Genomic DNA, 22531 nt, shown 5'->3' on the forward strand with positions numbered 1-22531 from the left:
ATTATTCGTAATGTTTTTTGTTCCGGATAATGTTTTCCATGGTCCACTCTATATCCACCCGCTTGGGCTCCGACCGTATAGGGCAGTTGGGCATGCTGCAATAATGGCAACACTCGGGCAGGCATGGGTCGGTATGTATAAACAGTTCAGTTGGCACACCTGCCTTTTCATTGATCAATTTGTCTACCAGTGTTACTTCCTGATGCACCCTATTCAAATCAAAATAGTTTGGCAGCGTCATATGGCAATCCAGGTGTAGCTCATGACCATACTTTTGAGCACGAAGGTTATGTATATCTATCCACTCAGGCTTGCGCTGATCGTTAAGCACTTCAATAATGTGCTCTACTACGGCAAAGTCTGTCTCGTCCATTAAACCGGCAACCGATTTACGCACCAGCCGATAGCCGCTGTAGCATATATAAATGCCTACTAGGATAGACAATACGCTATCCAGCCATAAATAATGGGTAAAGTAAATGAGCAATAAACCCACTACCAATCCGCCACTGGTTACCATATCGGTCAGTAAGTGGCGCCCGTCGGCATCAAGTGTTAAAGATTTAAGCGTTTTCCCCTTATTTATCATGTAGTAACCCAAGCCGCCGTTAATGGCGCCGGTTACCCCTATAATAATAGCACCCACCAGCAAATCATGTACGGGTTGCGGATTGATCAAACTATATCCGGCTTTAAACAAGATACCGATCCCGGCTATTGAAATGAGTGCACCTTCCAAAAAAACGGAGAAGAATTCAATTTTACCATGCCCGTAAGGATGGTTTTCATCGCGCGGCTGCGAGGCTATGTAAATGCTGAATAGCGCGAATGAACTGGCCACCACGTTTACAATGCTTTCGGCAGCATCGGTAAGCACAAAGTTTGATGAAGTTATAAAGTAGGCGCTGAACTTTGCCAGCATCAACACCACACTCACCACCAGCGCTACAATTATAATATTCCGTTTTTCGTTCACAGTAGTATTTCTGGGCAAATTTAATGATAAGCTCATTAAATACGGGTAAAGTAATTTTCTATATTTGCCACAAATCAGTTTTTAACTATGAACGCACTCAGTAACAGGATTAACAATCTTTCTGAATCTCAGACCATTAAAATGGCAAAAATGGGCCGCGAGCTGGCCGCAAAAGGTGTTGATGTGATTAGCCTAAGCTTTGGCGAACCCGATTTTCATACCCCTGAGCACATTAAGCAAGCTGCCAAGCAGGCCATGGACGATAACTTTACCTACTATACCCCAGTAGCAGGTTACCCTGAACTGCGTAAAGCCATTGTTCATAAGTTAAAAACTGAAAACAACTTAGATTACGATTTTACCGACATTGTGGTATCTACCGGTGCCAAGCAGGCCATTGCCAACGCTGTTTTGTGTTTGGTTAACCCCGGCGAAGAAGTTATTATTCCTACACCTTACTGGGTATCTTACTCTGAAGTAGTAAAACTAGCCGAAGGTAAAAGTGTATTTATTGATACCACGGTAGAAAGCAACTTTAAAATATCGGCTCAACAATTAGAAGAGGCTATTACGCCTAATACTAAGCTGTTCATGTTCTCGTCGCCGTCAAACCCAACAGGTAGCTTGTACAGCAAAGCAGAACTTGCCGCCTTAGCTGAGGTTTTTGAACGTCATCCGCATGTATATATTTTATCGGATGAAATTTATGAGCACATTAATTATGTAGATGCCCATGAGTCTATTGCTCAGTTTTCTGCCATTAAAGACCGCGTGATCATCATCAATGGTTTCTCAAAAGCTTACGCTATGACCGGCTGGCGCATTGGCTACACAGCATCGAGCAAAGAACTGGCTACAGCCTTTGATAAAATGCAGGGACAAATTACTTCGGGCACTTGCTCTATTACCCAGCGTGCCGGTACGGCTGCTTATATGGGTGGTTTAGATTCGGTATTGCAAATGCGTACGGAATTTAAAAAACGCCGCGACCTTGTTTACGGTTTGCTGCAAGATATTGAAGGATTGAAAGTAAACCTGCCTGAAGGTGCCTTCTATTTCTTCCCTAACGTAACCAGCTTTTTCGGTAAATCTTTCAATGGCAAGGTAATTAACGATGCTGACGAATTAAGTATCTACCTTTTAGAAGAGGCTCATGTAGCTGTTGTGGGCGGCGATTCATTTGGCGATCCAAAGTCTATCCGTATCTCTTACGCAGCTGCCGAAGATAAATTGATTGAGGCGGTTAAACGTATCAAGAATGCATTAGGGCAATTACAGTAACATACCCCAATATTTAAAAAAGAAGGCCCGTTCAATTGAACGGGCCTTCTTTTTTATGGCTCTGCAATACATCATTAACAAAAAAAGCGTTAAAGCAGCAACTGCTTTAACGCTTACATTATAATTTGTGAGGGTTGTCTTTTTATAAAAACTCCTTTTAGAGGTTAAACGAGTAAGCAGCCCGTAGTGCAATAAAGCTTACATATGCGTTGTGATGACTGATGTTTTCGTAACGAAAAGATACATCGAGGTGATTAGTTTCGTACCCGATTGATGGAGCAAGCGTTTTACCTAAATGTGATTGTGATTTACTGTCGATATACGGGTCGGCATAAACTAAACCAACCTCGCCACCTAAATAAAACTCCGGCAAGAAGTAGGCTTTAGCACCTAATTTTACAGGAACCATTTTAAGGTCGGGACGTAGATCAGGGTTAGTGCCAAACACGCGGCTGTTATCTGCAGTTAATACACTGTAACCAACACCGAAAGTTAAGCCTAAGTTTTGGGTAATATCATACTGAAACTTTGCAGAAACACCAAACCCAGGGTTGTAGGTTTTACTACCTGGGTTGATATTGTACAAACCTTCAACACCTACATTGACGTGATACACGTACTGGCTATAACGTTCGTTATTACCAAGCAACTGAGCTTTAACGGTGCTTACGCTAAAAACGGTCGCGATCAGGAGGAGGATACGTAAAGTGTTTTTCATTGCCGTATGTGATAATTTTTAATTCTTACGAATATAATAGTTATAATTAACATTTACATAAAATATTTATTTTTATTAAAGAAAATACTATGATTGTAACTATAAATTAGAATATTATCAATAAAGTATGGATATATTAACAACTGATGCCTGAATCGGTATTTAACTAATGGTTATAAACAAACAACGGCCATATGCTAATGCATATGGCCGTTGTTATAGTTGAATACTTATTTAATTACAGTTTAAAACCGTAAGCTAAACGTGCTGCAACCATACCGTAGTTGTTATTGTTACCTGAGAAGTTTTCATAACGTACGCCCAAGTCAACGTTACTCCATGAGTAACCTACACCCGGAGCTAAGATCAGCTTAGTAGCTTTCTCGTTATAATCTCCTGTACGGCCTCTGTAGGCATCTTTAGTTTCAAATCCGGCACCAACTTCGCCAGCAACATAAAAACCATCACCTATGTAAGCTTTTAAACCAGCTTTAACTGGTACAATACCAAAGTCAACATTTTTTTGAGTAACGCGGGTTACGGTTGTACCACTCGGGATTTCATAAGTATTTTCTTTTCCGAAGAAGTTGTAATAACCTGAAGTTATTGTAAGGGCTAAGTTATTGTTGATACCATATTGTAAACGGGCGGTACCACCTAAACCTGCATTAGAAATGTTGTGCAGATTACCGGTTGGCGCCATACCTTCAATACCGATACCGAATCTCCAGGCATTAGCAGGAGTTGCTGATTGAGCTTTAACTACGTTAGCTGAGAATAAAGATGCAACTGCAATTGAAGCGGCTGCTATTGTTTTTGTTAAATTTTTCATTTTTGTTTTTTTAAACTTGTGAATTACCTTAAGTCATGTACAAAATTGTACACAGTGCTCTTAACAAATACTTTGCCACTGCTTCTAATTATAGCACAAACCCTAAGTGAAGCATGGGTTAAACGGGCAACTTTAAGAATTAGCTCACTTTACACCTTTTAAGCATATGATTGATATTCAATGCTGTTTTTGTATTTGATTCGTTCTATTTTAACTAATCATCATCTTAATGTTAAAATCATAGGACAATAACGCACGGGGTGATGAGAAGGTATGAACGAGGTGTATTTGTTTTGGAACAGCAACAAATTTGTTATTGTACAAGGACAAGTGATGACAGTAAAGCTAAGAGTAATCGCCAGTAAAAGTCTTTCATAAAATGCAAAAGCAGCGTCGACTGATACACCTTAAATTAGAGTATCAATCGACGCTGCTTTGCTTATGATATAGTATTTAGCTAAATAGCTATTCTTCGTGCGGAGGTAATTGTTTCATATCAGGAACAGCGGCATTGTGACCCGGGTTCTTTTGCATTTCGGCAAGCTTTTTACCGTAAGCAAACTTGGTAATGATATAGTATAATACGGGAACAATAAATATAGCCAGAGAAGTTGCGGCCAACATACCGCCAAATACTGTCCAACCAATAGTTTTACGTGCCTCAGCACCTGCTCCTGCAGCAAACAACAAAGGCACTACACCCAATATGAATGCCAATGAGGTCATGATAATAGGTCGTAGACGCAGTCTTACAGCTTCTAACACGGCCTGTTCAAGTTCATGCCCGGCATCTACCCGCTCCTTGGCGAACTCTACGATAAGGATCGCATTTTTGGCCGAAAGCCCTATGAGCGTGATCAAACCAATTTGAGCATATACGTTATTGTTTAAGCTTGGTAAAAAGGTAAGGAATAATATAGCACCGAATGCACCCAACGGTACCGCTAATAACACAGAGAAAGGAACTGACCAGCTTTCATATAATGCTGCCAGGAACAAGAATACAAACCCGATGGACAGAGCGAAAATATAAACCGTTTTTGAACCTGACAACAACTCCTCGCGGCTTAGGCCCGAAAACTCGTAACCATAACCTTCAGGTAAGTATTGTGCAGCTGTTTCCTGCAAGGCTGTGATAGCATCACCACTACTGTAACCCGGCGCCGGACTACCGTTAATTTCTGCCGAGCGGAACAAGTTATAGTGCGATATCAATGGAGCATTCTCTATTACCTTGTAAGATGTTAAGGTACTTAAAGGTACCATTGAACCGCTTGAGTTACGAACAAAGTACTGACCGAGGTTTTGTATGCTTGTTCTGTATGCGGTGTCAGCCTGGGCCACCACCCTGAAGTTACGCCCGTAAATGGTAAAATCGTTGATGTAGGCACTACCCAAATAAGTTTGTATGGCGTTATTGATATCTGATATCTGAATACCCAAACGTTTGGCTTTCTCGCGGTCTACCGTTAACTGGTATGCCGGCGTACGAGCCGTAAAGAAGGAGAACGAACGGGCAATCTCTTTACGTTTCCCTAAGGCTGCAATGAAGCCCTGCATCGTCTTTTCAAAATTCTTTATATCTCCGCCGGCCTGTTTCTCTTCCAAAATGAACGAGAAACCTGCTGTGTTACCTAAACCCGGAATGGCAGGCGGCTGGATAACCACCACGCTCGCCTCTTTATATTTGGCCAAACGTTGCTGTAATGTAGCCACAATACCGGCTGCATTTTCACCATCGCCTTTACGTTCGTCCCACGGTTTTAACTGAACGAATATAGTAGCACTGTTAGATTTACTGGCAAAGTTTACCGCATTCAAACCACCTAAAGCTGCGTAATGCCCAATGCCCGGTACGCTATCCAAGGTATGCATCATCCTGTTAAGCATATTTACAGTACGCTCGGTTGATGAACCTTCGGGCAGATCGTAGGTCACATAAATACGACCCTCATCTTCAATAGGTAAGAAACCCGAAGGTTTACCTTTAAATAAGAGGATGGTCCCTATTATAACACATACCAGTAAAATAATAACCAGCTTTGAGGCTTTAATACTTTTATCAACGCCGTTGGTATAGCGATGACTTACGCGCCCAAACCAATTATTGAATTTAAAGAAAAAGCGATCTAACCAACCTTTAGAGTTCTCATCAATTTTATGCGGCTTCAGTAAGATGGTACACAATGCAGGCGTTAACGACAAGGCCACAAAAGCCGAGATCAGTACCGAGATCGCAATCGTAATCGCAAATTGTTGGTATAGCCTGCCCACAATACCCGGAACAAAGCCTACCGGTACAAACACCGCCGCCAAAATCAAGGCAATGGCTATTACCGGGGCCGATATATCTTTCATGGCATGTTCCGTGGCTTCGCGGGGCGACATGTCTTCTTCGTCCATGTAATGCTGTACAGCCTCAACCACCACAATGGCATCATCCACCACAATACCGATAGCTAGTACGAAACCGAACAACGTTAATGTGTTAATGGTAAAGTGGAGTGGTATAAAGAAAATAAACGTACCTATAATAGATACCGGGATGGCTAGTACCGGAATTAAAGTGGCCCGCCAGCTTTGCAGGAACAGGAATACCACAATTACGACCAGCGCTAAGGCTTCTAATAATGTATGGATTACTTCTTCAACGGATACCTTTACCACTGTTACCGATTCAAACGGCACCACATAGCTTACATCCGCAGGGAAAGTCTTCTTTAAAGTTTCCATGGTAGCGTAAACGCCTTCGGCGGTCTCGAGTGAGTTACTGTTCGGCGCCTGGTAAACCAGTAGATATGAGGCACGCTTACCATCAACAAAGGAGTTACCGGTATAATTGAATTTACCTAACTGTACACGGGCTACATCTTTTAAGTGTACCAATGCTCCTGTATTAGGCTGTGTACGAACAATAATGTTCTCAAATTCTTCTGGCTTAACTAAACGGCCCTTGGTGAGTACAGTGTACTCAAAGGTTTGCCCGTTTAATTGCGGTGGAGCACCCACGGTACCTGCGGCAACCTGCACGTTTTGTTCTTGCAGGGCGCCGGTTACATCGGCAGCCGTCATACCGTACGAGGCCAGTTTATCAGGCTTCAGCCAAATACGCATACTGAAATCATCGGCACGGGTAAATACGTCACCCACACCTTTAGTACGTAACAAGGCATCGCGCACAAATACGTTGGTATAGTTATCTATATAGGTAACGTCATGCGTGCCTTTAGGCGAGTACATGGCAACCAGCATTAAAATACTAGGGTTACGCTTACGAACCGTTAAACCCAAACGTTGAACCTCCTGCGGTAAAGTGGGCTGTGCAATACTTACACGGTTTTGTACGTCAAGCGCAGCAATGTTAATATCAGTTCCTACCTCAAAGTTAACCGTCATGCTCATTTGACCATTACCGGTACTGTTACTTTGAAGGTACGTCATGCCGGGAGTACCGTTCACCTGCACCTCTACGGGGGTGGCTACCGTTTGTTCTACCGTTAAGGCATCGGCGCCGGTGTAGGTACCTGTTACCTGTACAGTAGGCGGTGTAATATCCGGGTACTGCCCAATAGGTAAACTCATTATGGCCAAGATACCCACGATCACAATTACCAGCGAGATAACTATGGCCGTAACCGGTCGTCTTATAAATACATCTGCGATCATTATTCTTTATATTTTATTCGAGGAAGCCCCTCCCAAACCCTCCCCGGGAGGGAGGGCTTTGGAATATCATTTACTTTAAAGTCTCCCCTCCCGGGGGAGAATTAGAGGGGGCTACTGCTTTGGTTTTTCGGCACCGCCTTTACCCGAGTTTGCTCCTCCACCTTGCGCACCAGCGCCTCCGGCACCTGCCGTTGCTTGTGGTGCACCTAAAGTAATTTTACCACCATCGCGCAAACGTTGGAAACCATCTGTTATAACTTTTTGCCCTTGTTCAAGTCCTTTCATTACAACCACTTGGTCGTTAATACGCGGACCTAAAGTTATTTTCTGCTGTTTTGCAATAGTATCTTGGGCTAAGAACACAAAATATTCACCCATTTGCTCGGTAACAGCTTTAAATGGTATTTGCACTCTCTTGCCCGATTCATTATTAAGCACATTCAATACTGCACTCATACCATCGCGCAAACTATCTTGCGGGTTGGCAAATTTCACGCGTACCTTAACTGTACCGGTGAGGCTGTTTACCCCACGGTCAATGGCATAAATTCGGCCCACCTGATTGTACATGCTACCGCTGCTTAGTTTCAGGCGGAAAGTAGTATCAGTCGTGTTCTTTTGCAAATCGTAAAAGCGGTCAACGGTTTGCTCATTAATGGTAATATCGGCACCAATAGGATTTTCGCTCGATATGGTATTGAGCAAAGTTGTACCTGGCGTTACCTGTGCGCCTAAACGCACCTGCGATATACCAATACGCCCAGTAAAAGGTGCCCTGATTTGTGAATAAGAAAGGTTAGTTTGTGCAGTAGTTACCCCTGCCCTACCCGATTGTACCTGAGCCTGTGCAGTAGCCAGCGTAGCAACAGCCTGATCATAGGTTTGACGGGCTACCGCATCCTGCTTTAACAGGAAGCTATAACGTTCGGCATCTTTTTGCGCACGTACCAAGTTTGCCTGTGCACTGGCTAAAGTGGCACGGGCTTGCTGCAATGCAGCTTCAAAGGTACGCCTGTCTATTTCGTAAAGCAGCTTACCCTTAGGCACTACTTCACCTTCTTTAAAGAAGATACCGGTAATAAAACCGGCTACCTGCGCACGCAGTTCAACGCTGCTCAAGGCAACTACGTTAGCCTGGTATTGGTCGTAATAGGTAGCATTTACAATTTTAGCTTCGGCAACGCTAACCGGTGTTGGTGGCGGTGCGGCCGAGGCAGCATCCTTGTTGTCTTTATTCTTACAACCCGTCCAAAGTAATAAAGCTAATGGTAAGGCCGAGAGGGTATATATTGCTTTCATAATGTGTTAAATATTTATTGAACCGGCAGGGTGCCCAACGCCCGTTGTAAATCAATTTTACTGGATAAAACCTGGAACAGTGCATTGTAGTAATTAAGTTCGGCGGTACGCAGGTCGGTTTGCGCCACAATAAGGTCGAGGTATGTTTTAATACCCTCTCTATATTGCAGGCTTACTACCTTATATACATCGCGGGCCAAATCAACGTTCTCACCCAGGAACCGGTAATTACTAAAATTGCTTTTATAACCGGCCAAAGCTTGTACATATTCGGTGTTAATAGAATTACGTGTATTTTCAAGGTCGAGGTCTACCCTTTCTACCTGCAGGCGTGCCTTGCTTAAATTATTTAATCGCCTACCGCCCTGAAATATAGGTAGTGCAAGACTTAAACCCACAAAAGATGTTGGGTAGGCGTTGCTGTAAAGACTTGAAAACTTATCATTAAAATATAACATATTATAAGAACCTACCGCAGACAGCGAGGGCAGGAAACCGTAACGATAATAACTCACATTAATATTCTGTAAGCTTTTTTGAGTTTGAAGTAAGCTATATTCAATGCGCTTATTTACATTAAGTACCTGATTAGTATCGGCAGCAATTTCGCGCTGTAAACGCAACGAATCATAGGTAAGCGCTAATGGCCTTTGCGGCACATATCCCATCAACTGTTTGAGGTAAGCTATGCGGCTGTTCACAGCTTCCTGCAATTGCTTGCGGCTGGCCAATGAATTATTTAAGCCAATGGTAGCCTGTTTGGCATCTATCTTATCTGTAACACCGGCCTGATAACGAGAGTTAGCATCGCGAAGATTGCGTTGAAGGCGGCCAATGTCTTCATTAATAATATCAAGCTGGCGCTGCGAAAGCAATACATCATAAAAAGCCTTGCTTACATTGGCTACCACATCAATTTTAGTACTCTGCGTGTTTTGCTTGTAATACTGGCGTGAATACTTCTGCGCCTTTGAAGCCTGCCATACATCATTATTATATAATACCTGGCTTGCTTGCACACCTATTGATGATACGTTATCGGCCAGTGCTAAGTTGGCTTGCTGTGTTCCGCCGGTGGTGCCTCCTGTACCTGTTCCGGTACCACCTGTACCAGTTCCAGTTCCAGTACCACCTGTGCCTGTCCCGCCAGTTCCAGTACCTGTTCCCGTTCCACCTGTACCGGTGCCTGCGCTTGTTCCGGTACCTGCGCCAATGGTAGTACGCTGCAGGTAGCGCTGATAGCTGCCCGACGAATTAATTTGAGGAAGCCACGCGGCCAGGCTTATTCGAATATCGCGCTCGTTAATGCTTTCGTCAAGGTTGGCCTGCCGTATAGCGGGCTGGCTACGTAATGCAAAATCAATACACTGCTGCAGTGTTAATGTAGTTGAAACTGTATCGGGCCTGCTTTGTGCAAAAACCATAGCGGGCATAACCAATAAAAACAGTATGGTAGAATAAAGTAATTTATTTTTCATAAAGCAACATTCCTGTGCACCTACAGAACGCAAGTGACAGGCATAAGTTTTTGTATATAGAAATAGATGTGGAGCAAAATTGCACTTTTTATACCCAAGTAGCCAAAGCCCATAAAATTTTTACATTAATTAGGCAAATCCACCTTTTAGAGAGAAAAGTGTAAATTTTAAAACATTTTAAATTTCTATGATACAGTATTCTAAAAATTTTTGATTACTTTGCCTGATAGATAGTACGTCGTTAAACCTAATTATCATTTTAAGTTAATATTGAGTTAAACTGTACTATTTGAAAATTTTACATATCAAGTATAAGTTTTAAGCTTTTTGATTGGTATTTTTACAAAAAATTTAAGCAGGGTTAATACATGCGCAAAAAATTACATGAGAAGATTGCTCAGTTTACTGATGCCAATGATATCAGGAAAATGGGGCTATACCCGTTTTTCAGACCGATTTCATCAGGCCAGGATACTGAAGTAATTATTGATGGCCAGCGGGTGCTGATGTTTGGTTCGAACTCTTATTTAGGCTTAACCAACCATCCAAAAATTAAAGAAGCTTCTAACAAAGCAACAAATAAATATGGTACAGGTTGTGCTGGTTCAAGGTTTCTGAACGGCACGCTCGACATACACATTGAGTTAGAGAAAAGATTAGCCAATTATGTTGGCAAGGAGGCTGCTGTATTATTTAGTACAGGTTTTCAGGTTAACTTGGGTGTATTGTCATGCCTTACCGGCCGTAACGATTATTTAATATTAGATGAATATGACCACGCCTCTATTATTGACGGCTGCCGGTTGTCTTTTTCAAAAGTAATTAAATACGCTCACAACGATATGCAGGATCTGGCAAGAAAACTTGCCATGCTTCCTGAAGAGTCTGTTAAATTAATAGCCGTTGATGGCGTATTTAGCATGGAAGGCGATATTGTTAAACTGCCTGAACTTGCTGCCATTGCCGACCAATATGGTGCAAATATTATGGTTGATGATGCTCATAGTTTGGGTGTAATTGGCCATAACGGTGCCGGTACAGCTTCGCATTTTGACATGACCGATGATGTGGACATCATTGGCGGTACTTTCAGCAAGTCGTTCGCATCATTAGGTGGCTTTGTTGCTGCAGATGCTGAAACTATAGACTACTTAAAACACCGCGCCCGTTCACTGATGTTTAGCGCAAGTATGACGCCAGCCTCTGTAGCCAGCGTAATTGCTGCGTTGGATATTATTGAATCAGAACCTGAGCGCATCCAAAAATTATGGGATAATACCAATTATGCCATGAAATTATTGCTTGACGAAGGTTTTGACTTAGGCCCAACCGAAAGCCCTATATTACCTATATATATACGCGATAACGCCAAAACGTTTATGGTTACTAAATATCTGCAAGATGCGGGTGTATTTGTTAACCCTGTGGTGTCGCCTGCTGTACCATCAGATTCATCTCTACTCCGCTTTTCATTAATGGCTACTCATACATTTGAGCAAATTGATGAGGCTGTTGATAAAATTGGCAAAGTATTTAAAGAGGTGGGCGTTACCACCGTTAAAGAAAAAATATGATAAACATTGTTGCGGTAAGTTCTAAAAAAGAACTTGCCGCCTTTATCGATTTCCCGCATGATTTGTATGCCGGCGACTCCAATTACGTTCCGGAACTTTTCATCGCCCAGCGCGACCTGCTCACCACCCACCCATTTCATGAACATAACAGCCTGCAATGCTTCTTAGCATATGAAGGCAATAAAGTTGTAGGCCGCATTGCCGCTATATTAAATAACACGCATAACGAATTTAATAAGGCCAATGATGGCTTTTTTGGTTTTTTTGACTGCGTAAATGATGTTGATGTAGCATTAGCGCTTTTTGAAAAAGCTACTAAATGGTTATTAGATAAAAAGGTAAGCACGTTAATTGGCCCGGTCAATTTTTCGACCAATGAAACCTGCGGTTTACTGATTGAAGGTTTTGATTCGCCGCCTATGGTGATGATGACCTACAATGCACCTTATTATGCCGACCTTATTGAAAAAGCCGGTTTAGCTAAAAAGGTTGACTTGATTGCTTTTAGCTTTGGTGCCGAAGGTTATGATGATAAATCGTTACGCCTGTTAGAAGTCTTGCAAACCCGCCTTAAACGTAATAACATTGTGATCCGCAAGATCAACATGAAAAAGTTTCAGGAAGAGGCTGATGCTATTGCTGCGGTTTACAACTCGGCCTGGGAACAAAACACGCTATCAGTTCCGATGAGTAAAGCGGAGTTTGACTACCTGGCTAAAGATTTAAAAATGCTGCTCGATCCTGATTTTTGTATCATAGCGGAACAGGAAGGTAAAATTGTGGGTGTAGGCTTAGCTATTCCTAACCTGAATGAGATACTCATTAAAGTTAGAAGAGGCCGCTTACTGCCCACCGGTATATTTAAAATTCTTTTAGGTAAAAAGAAGATTCAGGGTATCCGCATTATGATTTTGGGCGTTGTAGAAGGTTACCGTAAGCAAGGTATTGAGGCCTGTTTATACGGTACTATCATCAAAGAATATCGTCGTAAGAACTTAAAATACGCGGAAGCATCGTGGACTTTGGAACACAATGATTTGGTAAATAATGCCATAAAAGCCATTAACGGCGAACCTTACAAAAAGTACCGCATCTACGAAAAAGCAATATGAGTGAACGGGTATTAATTACCGGTGCAAGTGGTTTTGTGGGTTTTCATTTAATAGAAGCTGCCCTTAATAATAACCTTGAAGTGTTTGCCGCCGTGCGTAAAAGCAGTAAGGTAGATCACTTAAAAGATTTAAAAGTACAATACGCTTATACCAATTTCAACAGCGTGGAGGCCTTAACTGCCGAAATACTGGAGAACCAATACGACTATATAATACATGCCGCAGGCGTTACTAAAGCCAATTCAAAGGCCGAGTACGACGCCATTAATACTGATTATACTGTTAACCTGGCCAAGGCTGCGTTAGCATCGGGAAGGATAAAAAAGTTTGTTTTTATTAGCAGCCTGGCTGCTGTTGGCCCGTTTGCCAATGTAGATGGCTTATTAACCGAAGCAAGTGTGCAGGCACCGGTTACCGCATACGGCCACAGTAAAAAGCGCGCCGAGGAAGAGTTAAAGAAGTTCACTTCGTTAAACTATGTTATCTTAAGACCAACTGCTGTTTATGGCCCGCGCGATAAGGATATTCTGATTGTATTAAAGCAATTTGCTAATAAGTTTGAGCCCTACATCGGCAAAATTGATCAATACCTGAGTTTTATATATGTTAAAGATTTAGCGCAGGCCTGTATTTTAGCGCTAACAAAGGGAAATCAATCGGCCTACTTACTGTCAGACGGTAAGCGGTACGACCGGTATCAATTAGCAAATATTACAAAGCGCTTACTGGGCGTTAAAACATTTAAAATACATTTGCCCTTACCTATTATTAAAATTGTGGCAGGTATTGCCGAAGGTGTGAGTAAGATCACTAAAAAACCATCGGCGCTTAATATTGAAAAGCTGAACGAACTTACTGCCGTAAATTGGATATGCAGTATTGATAAGGCTCAACGAGAATTGGATTTTCATCCTAAATATGATTTAAATACCGGTCTTGAAGAAACTTTAACCTGGTATAAATCAAATGGATGGCTTTAACCTTTTTTAAAGTAGGTTATAAATAAAACACAACTCACTTACAATACAAAATAAGTGAGTTAAGAAGAAATTACCTCAAGTTTATTATCTTTAAATTAATCGATAACAAACTTATACCCTATTTACGAAAACGTTTAAGTAAATAAAATAGACATATTATTTGGAAATATAAAAAATACAATTTCCAGTAAATACAATTAATGGCTACGGTCACTTTAATAAATAAAAATCAATAAAAATGGAAAACAACGTTAAACCTGCTAACGGCAAGCTTGGCATACTTATTCCGGGTTTAGGTGCGGTAGCTACCACACTTATTGCCGGAGTTGAGGCAGTGAACAAAGGTTTGTCAAAACCAATTGGCGCCCTTACTCAAATGGGCAATATCCGCTTAGGAAAAAGAACTGAAAACCGTTACCCTAAAATTAAAGAATTTGTACCCCTGGCCGATTTAAACGACATCGTTTTTGGCGGTTGGGATGTATATTCTGATAACGTTTTTGAAGCTGCAGTAAATGCTGCAGTATTGGAAAAGGGCTTGTTAGAGTCCGTTAAGTCAGAACTGGAGTCTATTGTACCAATGAAAGCCGCGTTTGATAAAAATTACGCTAAAAACCTGGACGGCACACACGTTAAAACCGGTACCCGTTTAGAAATGGCTAACGAACTGATGGAAGATATTAAAAACTTCCAGGAGAAGAACGGTTTGGACCGTATTGTGGTTCTTTGGTGTGGTTCTACAGAAATTTATTTTGAAGAGTCTGAAGTTCACCAAAACATTGTAGCCTTTGAAGCAGGTTTAGCGGCTGATGATAAGCTGATTGCACCCAGCATGCTTTATGCTTACGCAGCTTTAAAATTAGGGATTCCGTTTGTAAATGGTGCCCCTAACTTAACGGTAGATATTCCTGCCATGGTTGAGTTAGCTAAATACACCGAAACCCCAATTGCTGGTAAAGACTTTAAAACTGGTCAAACTTTGATGAAAACCATTGTTGCTCCAGGTTTAGCTGCCCGTGCATTAGGTGTAAACGGCTGGTTTTCTACCAATATTTTGGGTAATCGCGATGGCTATGTATTAGACGATCCGGATAACTTTAAAACTAAAGAAGTATCTAAATTAAGCGTACTGGAAGAAATTTTCCAACCAGAAGCTAACCCCGATTTGTATGGCGATATGTACCACAAAGTACGTATTAACTACTACCCTCCACACGGTGATAGCAAAGAAAGCTGGGATAACATCGACATTTTTGGCTGGTTAGGTTACAAAATGCAAATCAAGATCAACTTCCTGTGCCGTGATTCTATCTTGGCTGCACCGGTTGCTTTAGATTTAGCATTGTTCAGCGATTTAGCAAAACGTGCCGGCATGAGCGGTATTCAAGAGTGGTTATCATTCTACTTAAAATCGCCACAAACTGCACCGGGCCTACCTGCAGAGCATGATATTTTCAAGCAATTAACCAAATTGCAAAACACCCTGCGCCACATGATGGGCGAAGATCTGATCACCCACCTGGGCCTGGATTACTACCAGGATGTGGTTGATGCCATGTAATTGAATAAATAATTAGGTAGCCTCCCATTGAAAAATGGGAGGCTTTTTTATTCAAATTAATTCAGTTAAATAGAGATTGTTACGAGAAAACTTCATTTTTCATCAAAAAGTTAGTTGAGCAATAAGTAGGCGTACATTGAAGACAAAGTACGCTCTTAACAGAACAATTTAAAGTGAATTAAACCAATTTTGAGTCGTCATCATTTGTACCTAATCACTATCAACAAAGTTTGTGCTTTCAAAAAATTAATCAAACGATTAATTTTTACGCTTTTTAAACAAATGATGCCGGTTAAATAAGTATTTTTGCGGCAGGGCAAACCTAATAATTGGTTTACTACGTAACATATCTTAAATAATATCGTCTGTAGGATAGTTTATTGGGGTACCGGAATAATAGGCTGGTAATAAACTCATCTAATTAATGTTATCGGTTATAAGTTAGTAGTCCCTATTATTTTGATAAATGCGTTATAAAGTTTTTATAAAAACGATCAATATTTTCATCCTGATCTTATTAGGTACACTTACAGCCTTTGCTCAAAAAACTGTAGTTACCGGTACCGTTACGGATGCGCGCAATAAACAGCCACTGGCTTATGTTACCGTTGGCTTTGCAGGTACTACCATTGGCGCCAGTACCAATAACTCGGGCATATACGTGCTTACTACCGCTAACCTTGCCTATAATAAAATACAGGTATCGTTCATTGGGTACAAAACTACCACGATCATTATTACGCCCGGCAAAGAGCAGGTAGTGAACGTGAGTTTAACACCAGATAACCGCGAGCTTGAGGCGGTGACCATCAATTCGGCCAAGCGAAAAAAATACACCAATAAAGATAACCCTGCCGTTGAACTCATCAGACAGGTAATTGCTCATAAAGACAAGAATCGTCCCGAAGCCTATAATTACCTGGAGTACCAGGCATACGAGCGTATGAACTTTTCGTTCATCAACGTTTCGGAAAATTTTAGCGACAGGAAGTTTTTCCGCAAGTATAAGTTTCTGTTGGATAACCGTGATACTACCACCGCTCCGGGCAAAAATTTGCTGCCCATTTACCTGAACGAGCGTGTGTACGATTACTATTACAGCAAAAATCCTGAACGTAAAAAAACCAAGGTTATAGGCGAAAAAGGCGTAAACTACGGCAGCGTACTAAGCAGCGAAGGGGTTGGCGTTTATTTTAAACACCTTTACCAGGATGTTGATATTTATAAGAACAGCGCTGTACTGGTGACCAATGAGTTCTTAAGCCCTATATCAGATAACGCCCCTGCTCAATACAAATTCTTCATTACCGATACTGTGATAGTTGACGGCACCAAGCTGGTAGAATTGAGCTTTACCCCCCGCAACACTAACGATATTTTATACGAGGGCAGCATCTTCATTACTCTTGACGGCAATTACGCCGTTCAAAAGGCCGATTTGACGCTGAACCGCAAGATCAACCTCAATTGGGTGAAGGAAATGCACATCAACCTCGAATTTTTCAAGAATGCCGAGGGACGATACATATTAAGCAAAACCACCACCACGGCCGATTTTGGCGCATCTAAATCGGGCAAGGGAGGACTTTTCGGGCAGCGGAGCATCAGCTTTAAGGATTATAAGTTTAATGTTCCACGTCCTGATACGACGTATGAAGGTCAACAAGAAATTACCTCGGATGAAGTTAAGCACCGCAGTGCCGATTTTTGGAGTAAAAACCGCCAGGACACGTTAAGCACGGCTGAATCGAAAGTATACGACAATATTGACAGTATAGGCCGCATGAAGTCTTTTAAGCGCACGGTTGATATTGTTAACCTGATAGGCTTTGGTTATAAGCAGGTTGGCCCTGTTGATATTGGCCCGGCCAATGCATTTTACAGCTTTAACCCGGTAGAAGGTTTCAGGCTGCGCTTTGGCGGACGTACCAATATTGATTTCAGCAAGCGTGTATTGCTCGAAACCTATGTAGCTTACGGTTTTAAAGACGAGAAGACCAAGTTCTTTTTAAGCGGTATCTATTCCTTCAATAAAAACTCCGTTTATAAGTTTCCGCAAAACTATATCAGGGCAAGCTTTCAACGCGATACCCGGATACCGGGACAAGAGTTATTGTTCTTGCGCGAAGACAACTTCCTGTTATCTTTCAAACGTGGTAACAATGACAAGTACCTGTATAACGATGATTACCGCGTAAGCTATACCCGCGAGTACGCCAGTCGTTTTTCTTATACCCTTGGCTTGCGCAAGCTTACGCAAACCCCTGCCGGTTCATTATACTTTAATAACCTCAACGGTGGCGTACGCACATCGGCCCAAGATCTTACTTCTACCGAAGCCAGCGTACAATTGCGTTATGCACCGCACGAAGAATTTTACCAAGGCAAGGTTTACCGCAAGCAGTTCACCAATAAATACCCAGTATTTACGCTTAATTACAATCATGGCTTTAAGGATGTACTGCAAGGGCAGTACAATTACAACAGCGTATCGCTCAACATATATAAGCACGTGTATATGAAAAAATTGGGCGAGGCTGATGTTTGGCTCGAAGGTGGAAATACGTTTGGCCAGGTGCCTTATCCGCTGCTTACTATACACCGCGCAAATCAAACTTTTGCCTATGATCCTATCTCTTACAACCTCATGAACTTTTTGGAGTTTGTGAGCGATCATTATGCCAGCGTAAACATTGATCAGCATTTCCACGGTTTACTGTTTAACCGGGTACCGCTGTTAAAGAAACTGAAATGGCGCGAGGTGGCTTCGCTTAAATCATTATGGGGTGGTGTTCGCAGCGAGAACGACCCAACCACTCATCCATCATTGTACGAGTTTCCTAAAGACGGTGCCGGAGCGCCCATCACCTACGCTTTGGGGAGCAAACCTTACGTAGAGGGTAGCGTGGGTATCGAAAACATATTCAAAGTTTTGCGGGTAGATGCCGTTAGGCGTTTCAACTATCTCGATCACCCCAACATAGCAAACTGGGGTATACGGGTCCGCTTCCAATTCATTTTTTAATTATTTTAGCACAAAAAATTCGGCAAACATAAAATGGCACAGCAAACTACTACTTTGCGTACACAAATGCAATTAGGCATCTACCGTGTTATCGACCCTTTTGTAAAGGTTTTGATCAAGATAGGGCTTACTCCTAATGCCGTAACTTTAATAGGCTTTATCCTGAATATTGGCGTAGCAGCCATTTTTATTTTCGGTGCCGAGGAAGGTGCCCGCGACGATTTTTCGGAAGTGGGCTGGGCCGGTGGCTTAATTCTTTTTGCCGGTTTGTTTGATATGCTCGACGGGCAAGTGGCACGCTTGGGTAACATGAAATCAGTTTTCGGTGCTTTGTTCGATTCTGTGCTCGACCGTTACAGCGAGCTGATCATGTTTTTAGGAATATGCTATTACCTGGTGGCGCAGCATTATTTCCTGAGCTCTATATTTGCCTTTGTGGCGCTTATTGGCTCTATGATGGTGAGTTATGTACGTGCACGTGCCGAAGGTTTGGGTGTAGAAATTAAAGGTGGTTTAATGCAGCGCCCCGAGCGCGTGGTAACCATAGGCGTTTGTGCCCTGGCTTGCGGTATAAGCGCCCAGTACATTGGCGGCGACTATAAGCTGTTTATACCGGGTATAAAATACCATGTGTTCGAAACCATGTCTATCTTCACCTTCCCTATTACTATACTGGCTGTGCTTACCAACTTAACAGCCTTCAGGCGACTAATGGATGCTAAAAAAGCATTAGACGGCGCCAAAAATTAAGTTTTATTCCTGTATGAGATTGAGATTATTCTATTTTTTAATTGTTACACTATTTACGCTTAATGCCGATAAGGCAACAGCCAGATCTTTAGCTAACGACACCACCAAAAATTTATATAACTTACCCGGAAACCCCTACTCTGCCATACCAACCAGCGTTAGCCGCTTGTTTTACGTTCAACGGTCGGCCAATGCCAACACTATTGTTTATGAAATAAAACTGGGCAGCAACGGTTTGCCCGACGAAGATGAACCCGTGCACCCCTATTGGATACGTTATACCGAAGGCGGTAAGCACGAAGACCTCAATTATATTCAGCGCAAATTTGCTTATGGTGTTAACTCAAAACCATTGGGCAACGGCAAATATGATATCAGGTTTGTGTCATACAAAAAATTTCCGCTTACGCTGATGAAGGGTACTGACGGAAAATATCATATCTTCGCAACAATTTCACAGAGGCAATTCATAGTTAACCGTATTTTTGTTAAAATTGAAGGAGGATCTTTTTGGGTTCCCAATGTGCGGTATGTGGAATTTAAGGGAACCGACCCTGCCAACGGGAAAGAAGTTACCGAACGTTTTAAACCCTGATGTGTGATGAAAAAGAATTATGTTTCCAATTCGAGTGAGTCTGTAAGGATGTTTAAAAGCGACTTATTAGAAGCTTTATCAAAGGTACACTGGACCGTACCCCTTTACGTATACATTCCGGTTATAGGCTATTTATGCTACATGGCATTTGCACATAGCACCGTAACCATTCCCGGCTTTTTTGCCCTATTTATAGGCGGGCTGGCTTTCTGGACTTTTGCCGAATACGTGCTTCACCGCTTTGTATTTCACTTTGTGCCTAAGGCCGAGTGGGCTTTGCGTATACACTTCATATTCCACGGTGTACACCACGATTATCCCAGCGATGCCAAGCGTTTGGTAATGCCGCCATCGGCTAGTATACCTATGGCTTTGGGCTTATATCTGTTGTTTAACTGGTTGTTGCCGCCTACTTATATTTTTTCATTCTTCCCCGGCTTTTTAATTGGTTATTTGGTGTACGATATATCGCATTATGCCATTCACCACTTTAACTTTAAGGGTGGTATGTGGAAACGCATTAAGCAGCACCACATGTTGCATCATTACCAAGACCCGTCTAAAGGTTACGGTGTAAGCTCTCCTATTTGGGATAAGGTGTTCCGGTCAGATTTTGTTAAAAAATAGATGAGCCTTGCCCTAAACGGAGGCACAACAGTTACACTCAAAAACTTCCTGGCTGTTGTACTGGTATCTGCCTTGTATTTAGCAGTATCAACATTGCTGGTTGGTTTCAAAACCGATCAGCTGTTTTTGATCGCTATCTTTTTTGTGCTGTACTTTGCCACCACCGGCACCCGTAAATTTATATTAGGGTTTTCTATCTTCATTGTTTATTGGATCATTTTCGATTACATGAAGGCTTTTCCCAATTACCAATACAATGAGGTTCATATAGCAGGGTTGTATAATCTTGAAAAGCGCTTTTTCGGCATCAATGAAGCCGGGCATATTATTACGCCTAACGAATACTGGCGCATTCACGGCCATACCTTCTTACACCTCCTTACCGGGGTATTTTACCTCTGTTGGATACCTGTGCCGCTGGGCTTTGCAGCCTACCTGTTTTTTACGCGTAAACGCCAGTTCCTTTATTTTTCGCTAACCTTTGTGGTGGTAAATTTATTAGGCTTTGTGGTTTATTACAGCTATCCTGCTGCACCGCCCTGGTATGTACAATATCATGGCTTCCAATTTTACAGGGCAACAGCAGGCAATACGGCAGGTTTGGCTAAGTTTGACGCCTATTTTCATATTAACCTTTTCAAATCTATATATGCCAAAGGCTCTAATGTGTTTGCGGCTATGCCGTCGCTGCACTCAAGCTATCCGCTTATTGTAATGTATTACGGTATTAAAAACCGGCTGGGCTGGGCTAACTTATTTTTCGGTACCGTTACCGTAGGTATTTGGTTTGCCGCCGTATACACCAGCCATCATTATACCTTAGATGTAATGGCAGGCATATTAACCGCTGCCTTGGGTATAGGACTATTTAACCTATTGGTTGCCAAATCTAAAACCGTACGCGGGTGGCTAGACCGCTACGAAGCCGTAATTGGGTAAAGGTTCTTCACATTAGCCCCTACTTTTCCACATTAGGGTCATTATCAGGGCACAACATTAATCAGGCATACTATTTGTATTTACTTTAGTACACATAGTAAATATGCTTGTTATGAAAAAAAACCTATTACTTTCTTTATATATATTACTCTTTAGCGTTGCCGCCATGGCCAACCCGTTAGATAGTTTAAAACAGCAGTTACAAATCACTACTAACGATACCGTAAAAGCGTCTATCTACACGCAAATGGCAGGTTATTATTTAAACCCGGCCAATATTACTAATGCATATACCAAACGCATAAATCCGGAAAATGCTATTAATTATACCATGCTGGCTATGCACCTGTATTACAAACAAAACGATACCACAGGTATGGTAAACAGCTACAGTAACCTTTCTAAGGCTTACCGTACCCAACGCAAGTTTGCACAAGCCAAGTGGTTTATATTACAAGCTAACACACTTTCGCGCAGGCAAAAGTCTATCCCGGGTATTGTGAATACGCTAACCGATTTAGCTGCCATTAAAATGGATATCAAGGACTATAACCTGGCTAAAAAAGATCTGAAAGAAGCTCACCGTTTAGCCTGGAGAAATAACCTTATCGAACAAGATTCGTTGGTGAAAACAAGTTATACCCGTTTATACACCTACATTCAGGTTCCACCAAGCGAAAATGTATTTCAAGGGTTAGATGAAAGCATAAAGAAAGAAGAGTTAGCCTATGCAGCCCGCCAGCAAAAGTTAGCGCTGATGGCTAAACTGGCGAAAAAGCAACAAGGCAAAAAGAAGGTATTAGCCTTAAACAAACGTGCTGAACCCATCAAAACAGCAAAACCTGTTATCTACTGGGAAACCCCGTCAAATACCACTACCGCTCCAGACAGCTTAAAAACTGCATCTATATAAGATATAATTACCAGTTATAAAACGGTGCTGCCATTTGGTAGCACCGTTTTAGTTTATACAAATGTCATTTCGAGTGAAAACAAGAAATCATATTCGAGATGCTTATTATCCTCTTTGAATTATTACAACGTCATTTCGAGTGGTAAGGAGAAGCCCTGTTGGACATGCTTATAACTCGCTTTGCAATTTCGAACAGGATCTCTCA

Annotated in this window: 17 protein-coding genes; 11 read left to right on the forward strand and 6 right to left on the reverse strand. The window is 41.9% G+C overall.

The annotated features are described in order from the left end of the window. Position 1: 1 nt before the first annotated feature. The gene (locus tag IEV61_RS00740) at positions 2-1012 is read right to left on the reverse strand and encodes a cation diffusion facilitator family transporter (RefSeq protein ID WP_188412875.1); all 1011 of its coding nucleotides are present in this window, start codon (positions 1010-1012) and stop codon (positions 2-4) included. A gap of 51 nt (positions 1013-1063) precedes the next feature. On the opposite strand from IEV61_RS00740, the gene IEV61_RS00745 reads away from it, so the two are divergent. Further along, complete coding sequence (locus IEV61_RS00745; RefSeq protein ID WP_188412877.1) at positions 1064-2257, forward strand: pyridoxal phosphate-dependent aminotransferase; 1194 nt, start codon at positions 1064-1066, stop codon at positions 2255-2257. 157 nt (positions 2258-2414) lie between these two features. On the opposite strand, the gene IEV61_RS00750 is transcribed toward IEV61_RS00745, so the two are convergent. The 5 genes from IEV61_RS00750 to IEV61_RS00770 all read right to left on the reverse strand — a co-directional run bounded on the left by IEV61_RS00750 (position 2415) and on the right by IEV61_RS00770 (position 10250). Next, complete coding sequence (locus IEV61_RS00750) at positions 2415-2975, reverse strand: outer membrane beta-barrel protein (protein ID WP_188412879.1); 561 nt, start codon at positions 2973-2975, stop codon at positions 2415-2417. A 238-nt stretch (positions 2976-3213) separates the two neighbouring features. Then, entirely contained in the window at positions 3214-3807 is a 594-nt protein-coding gene (locus IEV61_RS00755; protein ID WP_188412881.1) for an outer membrane beta-barrel protein, read from the reverse strand. Positions 3808-4272: 465 nt separating this feature from the next. After that, the gene (locus IEV61_RS00760; RefSeq protein WP_188412883.1) at positions 4273-7473 is read right to left on the reverse strand and encodes an efflux RND transporter permease subunit; all 3201 of its coding nucleotides are present in this window, start codon (positions 7471-7473) and stop codon (positions 4273-4275) included. Between the two features lie 111 nt (positions 7474-7584). Continuing rightward, positions 7585-8772: an efflux RND transporter periplasmic adaptor subunit gene (locus tag IEV61_RS00765; RefSeq protein WP_188412885.1), complete on the reverse strand. Its 1188-nt coding sequence runs from the start codon at positions 8770-8772 to the stop codon at positions 7585-7587. Between the two features lie 14 nt (positions 8773-8786). Then, entirely contained in the window at positions 8787-10250 is a 1464-nt protein-coding gene (locus IEV61_RS00770) for a TolC family protein (RefSeq protein WP_188412887.1), read from the reverse strand. Between the two features lie 368 nt (positions 10251-10618). On the opposite strand from IEV61_RS00770, the gene spt reads away from it, so the two are divergent. The 10 genes from spt to IEV61_RS00820 all read left to right on the forward strand — a co-directional run bounded on the left by spt (position 10619) and on the right by IEV61_RS00820 (position 22326). Then, positions 10619-11824, forward strand: a complete 1206-nt coding sequence (gene spt, locus IEV61_RS00775; RefSeq protein ID WP_188412889.1) for a serine palmitoyltransferase — start codon at positions 10619-10621, stop codon at positions 11822-11824. Next, positions 11821-12936: a GNAT family N-acetyltransferase gene (locus IEV61_RS00780; protein WP_188412891.1), complete on the forward strand. Its 1116-nt coding sequence runs from the start codon at positions 11821-11823 to the stop codon at positions 12934-12936. Before spt ends, IEV61_RS00780 begins: the two co-directional genes overlap by 4 nt. Continuing rightward, on the forward strand, positions 12933-13916 hold the full coding sequence (locus tag IEV61_RS00785; RefSeq protein WP_188412893.1) for an NAD-dependent epimerase/dehydratase family protein: 984 nt from the start codon (positions 12933-12935) through the stop codon (positions 13914-13916). Before IEV61_RS00780 ends, IEV61_RS00785 begins: the two co-directional genes overlap by 4 nt. Positions 13917-14154: 238 nt before the next feature. Then, on the forward strand, positions 14155-15477 hold the full coding sequence (locus IEV61_RS00790) for an inositol-3-phosphate synthase (protein WP_188412895.1): 1323 nt from the start codon (positions 14155-14157) through the stop codon (positions 15475-15477). A 466-nt stretch (positions 15478-15943) separates the two neighbouring features. After that, positions 15944-18502 carry a DUF5686 and carboxypeptidase-like regulatory domain-containing protein gene (locus IEV61_RS00795; RefSeq protein ID WP_188412897.1) on the forward strand — a complete coding sequence of 853 codons (2559 nt, stop codon included), beginning with the start codon at positions 15944-15946 and terminating at the stop codon, positions 18500-18502. Positions 18503-18535: 33 nt separating this feature from the next. Next, positions 18536-19252, forward strand: a complete 717-nt coding sequence (locus IEV61_RS00800) for a CDP-alcohol phosphatidyltransferase family protein (RefSeq protein ID WP_188412899.1) — start codon at positions 18536-18538, stop codon at positions 19250-19252. A 13-nt stretch (positions 19253-19265) separates the two neighbouring features. Continuing rightward, on the forward strand, positions 19266-19847 hold the full coding sequence (locus IEV61_RS00805) for a DUF4833 domain-containing protein (protein WP_188412901.1): 582 nt from the start codon (positions 19266-19268) through the stop codon (positions 19845-19847). A gap of 6 nt (positions 19848-19853) precedes the next feature. Further along, a complete protein-coding gene (locus IEV61_RS00810; RefSeq protein ID WP_188412903.1) occupies positions 19854-20474 on the forward strand; it encodes a sterol desaturase family protein in 621 nt (206 codons plus the stop codon). After that, the gene (locus tag IEV61_RS00815) at positions 20475-21413 is read left to right on the forward strand and encodes a phosphatase PAP2 family protein (protein WP_188412904.1); all 939 of its coding nucleotides are present in this window, start codon (positions 20475-20477) and stop codon (positions 21411-21413) included. It abuts the gene before it with no gap. 112 nt (positions 21414-21525) lie between these two features. Then, complete coding sequence (locus IEV61_RS00820) at positions 21526-22326, forward strand: hypothetical protein (protein ID WP_188412905.1); 801 nt, start codon at positions 21526-21528, stop codon at positions 22324-22326. Positions 22327-22531: the final 205 nt, after the last annotated feature.

This window comes from Mucilaginibacter galii (assembly GCF_014635825.1).
Classification (GTDB): domain Bacteria; phylum Bacteroidota; class Bacteroidia; order Sphingobacteriales; family Sphingobacteriaceae; genus Mucilaginibacter; species Mucilaginibacter galii.

Bases quoted from the DNA above. Each gene is read 5' to 3' on its own strand.
- IEV61_RS00740 (WP_188412875.1), bottom strand. From the start codon at position 1,012: ATGAGCTTATCATTAAATTTGCCCAGAAATACTACTGTGAACGAAAAA.
- IEV61_RS00745 (WP_188412877.1), top strand. From the start codon at position 1,064: ATGAACGCACTCAGTAACAGGATTAACAATCTTTCTGAATCTCAGACC.
- IEV61_RS00750 (WP_188412879.1), bottom strand. From the start codon at position 2,975: ATGAAAAACACTTTACGTATCCTCCTCCTGATCGCGACCGTTTTTAGC.
- IEV61_RS00755 (WP_188412881.1), bottom strand. From the start codon at position 3,807: ATGAAAAATTTAACAAAAACAATAGCAGCCGCTTCAATTGCAGTTGCA.
- IEV61_RS00760 (WP_188412883.1), bottom strand. From the start codon at position 7,473: ATGATCGCAGATGTATTTATAAGACGACCGGTTACGGCCATAGTTATC.
- IEV61_RS00765 (WP_188412885.1), bottom strand. From the start codon at position 8,772: ATGAAAGCAATATATACCCTCTCGGCCTTACCATTAGCTTTATTACTT.
- IEV61_RS00770 (WP_188412887.1), bottom strand. From the start codon at position 10,250: ATGAAAAATAAATTACTTTATTCTACCATACTGTTTTTATTGGTTATG.
- spt (WP_188412889.1), top strand. From the start codon at position 10,619: ATGCGCAAAAAATTACATGAGAAGATTGCTCAGTTTACTGATGCCAAT.
- IEV61_RS00780 (WP_188412891.1), top strand. From the start codon at position 11,821: ATGATAAACATTGTTGCGGTAAGTTCTAAAAAAGAACTTGCCGCCTTT.
- IEV61_RS00785 (WP_188412893.1), top strand. From the start codon at position 12,933: ATGAGTGAACGGGTATTAATTACCGGTGCAAGTGGTTTTGTGGGTTTT.
- IEV61_RS00790 (WP_188412895.1), top strand. From the start codon at position 14,155: ATGGAAAACAACGTTAAACCTGCTAACGGCAAGCTTGGCATACTTATT.
- IEV61_RS00795 (WP_188412897.1), top strand. From the start codon at position 15,944: ATGCGTTATAAAGTTTTTATAAAAACGATCAATATTTTCATCCTGATC.
- IEV61_RS00800 (WP_188412899.1), top strand. From the start codon at position 18,536: ATGGCACAGCAAACTACTACTTTGCGTACACAAATGCAATTAGGCATC.
- IEV61_RS00805 (WP_188412901.1), top strand. From the start codon at position 19,266: ATGAGATTGAGATTATTCTATTTTTTAATTGTTACACTATTTACGCTT.
- IEV61_RS00810 (WP_188412903.1), top strand. From the start codon at position 19,854: ATGAAAAAGAATTATGTTTCCAATTCGAGTGAGTCTGTAAGGATGTTT.
- IEV61_RS00815 (WP_188412904.1), top strand. From the start codon at position 20,475: ATGAGCCTTGCCCTAAACGGAGGCACAACAGTTACACTCAAAAACTTC.
- IEV61_RS00820 (WP_188412905.1), top strand. From the start codon at position 21,526: ATGAAAAAAAACCTATTACTTTCTTTATATATATTACTCTTTAGCGTT.